We start from the raw sequence: 4,866 nt of genomic DNA, 5'->3' as shown, positions 1-4,866 counted from the left end.
CCACGCTGGGTGAACTGTTGACCGTGCCCATGATCAACCTGCTGATCCACGGGTACCTGCCGGTGCCGATGATGCGGCGCCAGCCGACCGATCCCTCGCTGGCGGCTGCCTGCGGCCAGCTCCTCTTGTTCGAGCGCAGCGCCTACCACCAGGCCGGCGGCCATGCCGCCGTGCGCTGGAGCCGCCATGACGGGCTGCAGCTCGCCCGGCACCTGCGCCGCCGCGGCATTGCCACCGACCTGATCGACGGCGCCTCGCTCGCGACCTGCCGGATGTATGACGGCCTGCGTTCTGCCTGGGAGGGCTTCGTCAAGAACGCCCGGGAAGGCATGGCGACCCCGGCGGCATTGCCGGTCTGGACGCTCCTGCTGCTGGGCGGCCATGTGCTGCCCTGGCTGCTCTTGGCGCTCGCCCTGTCGGGATGGGCCTCGATGGGTCTCGCACTGCTGGCATTGTTCCTGTCGCTGGGCACGCGGCTCGCCATCACGCTGCGGGTGCGCGAGCCGCTGGCGAGCGTGCCGCTGCACCCGCTCACCGTGCTCGTGGCGCTGGCGATCCAGTGGGACGCGCTGATCCGGGGCGGCACCGGCCGCCAGGTCGGCTGGAAGGGGCGCAGCTATCCGGGCGGGGCGGCACCATGAGCATCGTCTTGCCGCCGGCCAAGACCGCCGGGAGCGAGGAATTTCCGGTGGCCTCGCTGGCACTGGCACCGTCGCTGCGCCGCGCGGTGCTGAGCTTCTACCGCTTCGTGCGTCAGGCCGACGACATCGCTGACGCACCGGATCTGCCGGCGGAGGTCAGGCTGAAACGTCTGGCGGAGCTCCAGGAGCGGCTGGCCGACCCGCGGACCGTCGACCCGCTGGCCGCCGCCCTGCACGATGTCGGGCGCCGCCATGGCACCGGGCCGGCCGAGGCCCGCGAGCTGCTCCAGGCCTTCGTCCAGGACGTCCGCCAGCACCGCTACCGGGACTGGGACGAGCTGTTGGCCTATTGTCGGCTGTCGGCAGTGCCGGTCGGCCGCTTCCTCCTGCGTCTGCACGGGGAAGACACGGCGGCCGACCCGCCCGCCGATGCGCTGTGCACCGCCCTGCAGATCCTGAACCACCTCCAGGACCTGGCGGACGACCGCCGTCTGCTCGGGCGGGTCTACCTGCCGCTGCCATGGCTGGCAGCCGCCGGCGGCGAGGAACGCTTCTTCGACGGGCGGCCGCATCCGCCGCGCCGTGCGGTGCTGGATGCCGCCCTAGACCAGGTGGAGGCTTTGCTGGACCTGGCCGCCTGCCTGCCGTCCCGCCTGCAGAGTCGGCGGCTGCGGGTACAGGCGCTGCTGACGCTCGCGGCCGGCCACGCCCTGCTCCGCCGGCTGCGCCTGGTCGATCCGGCCTCTGGCCGGGTGCGCCTGACCCGGACCGACCGGCTCTGCCGGATCCTGCCGGCGGCACTGGCCGCCAACCGCAGCGATGTCCAGGTCACCGCCGGCATCGTGCGCCGCTCGGGAAGCTCTTTCCGCTTCGGCATCCGTATGCTCAAGGGCGAGCGGCGCCGGGCGATGCACGCGGTTTATGCGTTCTGCCGGCTGGCAGACGACTTGGCCGACGGCGCCGCACCGGCGGCCGAGCGGCAGCGCTTCCTGGATGGCTGGCGCCACGAGCTCGACCGGCTGCGCAGCACGCCAGCCACCCCGGTCGGCCGCGAGCTGGCGCTGGCCGTGCGCCGATTCGACCTGCCGGAGGGCGAGCTGCGCCTTCTGCTGGATGGGCTGTCGATCGATGCCGTGGACCGGCTGCGGATCGGCACGGAGGAAGAGCTGGCCTTCTACTGGCGCGCGGTAGCGGGCTCGGTGGGCATCCTGTCGGTCAGGATCTTCGGCGCCCCCTCGGCCGATCCGTTCGCCCTGGCACTGGCCCGCGCCCTGCAACTGGTCAACATCCTGCGCGACGTGCGCGAGGACGCGGCGCACGACCGGGTCTACCTGCCGAGGACTCGGCTGGAGCGGCTGGGCGTGGCCGAACACGAGGCCCAGGCGGTCATCGCGGCGCCGGGCTTTGGTCAGGTCTGGGCGGAGCTGGCGGCGGAGGCCGCTCAGGCATTTGGGCAGGCCGACCGGCTGCTCGAGGGCCACGACCGGCAGGTGCTGCGCCCGGCACTCTTGATGATGTGGAGCTACCGGCCGCTCCTGGAGCGGATGCGCCGGGCCGGCTGGCAGCCGCATGCACCACGGCCCTGCCTGGGCATGGCCGAGAAGGCCAGGCTCGCCTGGCTGGCAGCCCAGGTGCCGGCATGAGCGGGCAGCTGCACGTGGTGGGCGGCGGGATCAGCGGCCTCGCCGCTGCCGTCCTGGCCATGCGCGCCGGCTGGCGGCCGGTCGTGCACGAGGCGGCACCACAGCCGGGCGGGCGCTGTCGGACGGTGCGGCGGGGCGACATCTCCCACGACAACGGTACCCATGTGCTCCTGAGCGCCAACCGGGCGACCCTCCGCCTGCTCGACGCCGTGGGCGCCGCAGGGCGCTGGGTCGAGCCCGAGCCGGACGGGCTGCCGGTGCTCGACCTGGAGAGCGGTCGGCTCGACCGGGTGGGCCTGTCGCCCTGGTCGTGGCTGCGCCCGGGATCGCGGCCGATGGGCCTGGCACCGCGCGACCTGCTGCGCCTTGCCCGGATCGCTGTACTTCCGGGCCGCCGGTCGGTCGCAGCCGCCGCCGGCGACGCGCCAGGCTTGGCCCGGATGCTCGACCTGATGGCGGTGGCGGTGCTGAACACGACGGGTGCTGCCGCCTCGGCAACCCTGCTCGCCAGGGTGCTGCGGCGCATGGCGATGCCGGGCGGCACCCGGCTCCTGGTGGCGCGCACCGGCCTGGGACCGGACCTGGTCCAGCCCCTGGCGGACGCGGTCATGAAGGGTGGCGAGATCCGCCTTGGCCGGCGGCTACGGGCGATCGAGCAGGCGGACGGACAGGCAGTGGCGCTGCGCTTTGGCGGCGGCACGGTGCAGCTCGAGGCGGGCGACCGCGTGGTGCTGGCCCTGCCGCCGGCTGCGGCCGCGAGCGTCCTGCCGGGCCTGCCCGTGCCCACGCGGTTCGCGCCGATCGTCAACCTGCACTTTCCCCACAACGGCGAGGATCCGATACGCTTTGCCGGAATCACGGGCGGCATTGGCCAATGGCTGCTGGTGCGCCCGGGCATGGCCAGCGTCACCATCTCAGCCGGGTTCGAAGCGCTCGAGCTTCCGGGCGAAACGCTGGCGGCACGGGTGTGGCCGGAGGTGACTGCGACCACGGCTAGGCTCGGCATCGGCCTGCCGGGCGGCGGGCCGGAGAACGCCTGCGTGGTGAAGGAGCGCTTCGCCACCCCGTTTCAGGACGACGCCCAGGCACGGGCTAGGCGGCCGGGCCGGACACCGCTGCGCAACCTCGCCCTTGCCGGCGACTGGACTACCGGCCTGCCGGCCACGATCGAGGCGGCGGTGGTCGCGGCAGGCCAAGCCGTCCAGAGGCTGGGCCGGCCCGCAACCGAACGAGCAGGAACACGCATGGCGGACGCCACGGCATGAGCAAGCCCAGGATCGAGATCGTGCTCGCGGCCACCCGCGGCTTCTGCGCAGGCGTGGAGCGGGCGATCCATGCGGTCGAGCGCGCCCTGGAGCTGAGCCCCGAGGCGCCGGTCCATGTGCGCCATGCCATCGTGCACAATCAGCGGGTGGTGCAGGGGCTGGAGGGGCGCGGCGCGCACTTCGTCGAGGAACTGGCGACGGTACCGAACGGCGGCACGGTCGTGTTCAGCGCCCATGGCGTTGCCGCCGCGGTGGAAGGCGAAGCACGCGCGCGCGGGCTGCGCGTAGTCGATGCCACTTGCCCGCTGGTGCGCCGGGTGCATCACGAGGCGGAGCGGCAGACCAGGGCCGGGCGGCTGCTCGTGGTGATCGGGCATCGCGGCCATGTGGAGGTCACCGGCATCGTCGGGCGCTGCCGAGGGCCTGCGGTCGTGGTGGAAACCGTCCAGGAGGCGGAGGCCCTGGCCCCGGCCGATCCCGTCAGGCTCGCTTTCGTCGTCCAGACTACACTGGCGGTGGACGAAGCGCGCCGGATCATCGACGTGCTCCGGCGGCGCTTCCCGGAAATCATCGGGCCGGACACCCGCACGATCTGCTATGCCACCCAGAACCGGCAGAATGCGGTGACAGGGCTTTGCCAGAGCGTGCAGCGGGTGATCGTCTGCGGCGACCGGAGCAGCTCCAACAGCAACCGCCTGCGCGAGCTGGCCGAGGCGGCCGGCCGCCCGGCCGTGCTGATCGGCACCGCCGCCGAGCTTTCCATGCCGTTCCTGGAAGGCGTGCGGACGGTGGGTCTCACCTCGGGCGCATCGGTGCCGGAATCGATCGTGCAGGAAACCATCGGGCGAATCGCTTCGCAGTACGAGGTCACGGTGCGCGAACTGGGCCTGCCCGAGCGCTCGCCCCGGCTTCATCCGGTGAGCTATGTCGAGCTCGATGCGCTGGCCCATGCGTGACAGTGTGGCGGCCGCCCTGGCCGAGTTGCGTGCCGCCCTGGCGGCCGATGGGCCGCTGGACGTGCCCCGGCGCCGGGAACTGCTGGGCGAACTCGCCGCCGGTCTGCTCCAGGTCAAGGACGCAGCCGTGCGTGCGGCCGACGCCGATTTCGGCGGGCGGGCACCCGAGGAGACCCTGTTCGGCGAGGTGCTGGGCGCCGTCTCCGCGCTGCGCCATGCGCGGCGCCACCTGGCCGGCTGGGCGCGACCGCGACGCGTACCGGTAGGGCTGCCGTTCTGGCCGGCCCGCGCCTGGATCGTCCCGCAGCCTTTGGGCGTGGTCGGGATCATGGCGCCCTGGAACTACCCGCTGCTGTTGGCC

The 4,866-nt window shown here is 73.0% G+C and carries 4 protein-coding genes and 1 pseudogene; all 5 read left to right on the top strand.

Translation table 11 applies throughout. The features are described 5' to 3' along the window. Window positions 1-641 (top strand): annotated as a pseudogene (locus tag EQG76_RS15935) (glycosyl transferase); the annotation flags it as partial. Continuing rightward, a complete protein-coding gene (locus tag EQG76_RS15930; protein ID WP_159715198.1) occupies window positions 638-2,284 on the top strand; it encodes a squalene/phytoene synthase family protein in 1,647 nt (548 codons plus the stop codon). The pseudogene EQG76_RS15935 and the gene EQG76_RS15930, both read left to right, overlap by 4 nt. Then, window positions 2,281-3,549 (top strand): hydroxysqualene dehydroxylase, encoded by a 1,269-nt coding sequence (locus EQG76_RS15925; RefSeq protein WP_159715196.1) that lies wholly within the window; start codon window positions 2,281-2,283, stop codon window positions 3,547-3,549. The genes EQG76_RS15930 and EQG76_RS15925 overlap by 4 nt, the downstream gene beginning before the upstream one ends. Further along, the gene (ispH, locus tag EQG76_RS15920) at window positions 3,546-4,505 is read left to right on the top strand and encodes a 4-hydroxy-3-methylbut-2-enyl diphosphate reductase (RefSeq protein WP_159715194.1); all 960 of its coding nucleotides are present in this window, start codon (window positions 3,546-3,548) and stop codon (window positions 4,503-4,505) included. Before EQG76_RS15925 ends, ispH begins: the two co-directional genes overlap by 4 nt. Next, window positions 4,498-4,866, top strand: a 369-nt coding sequence (locus tag EQG76_RS15915) for an aldehyde dehydrogenase family protein (protein WP_200840849.1), incomplete at its 3' end; no start/stop codon positions are given. The genes ispH and EQG76_RS15915, both read left to right, overlap by 8 nt.

It is taken from the genome of Geminicoccus flavidas (assembly GCF_009806515.1).
In the GTDB taxonomy this organism is placed as follows: domain Bacteria; phylum Pseudomonadota; class Alphaproteobacteria; order Geminicoccales; family Geminicoccaceae; genus Geminicoccus; species Geminicoccus flavidus.
The sequence above is the reverse complement of the archived record's forward strand: the minus strand, read 5'-3'. Positions and strand labels throughout refer to the sequence as shown.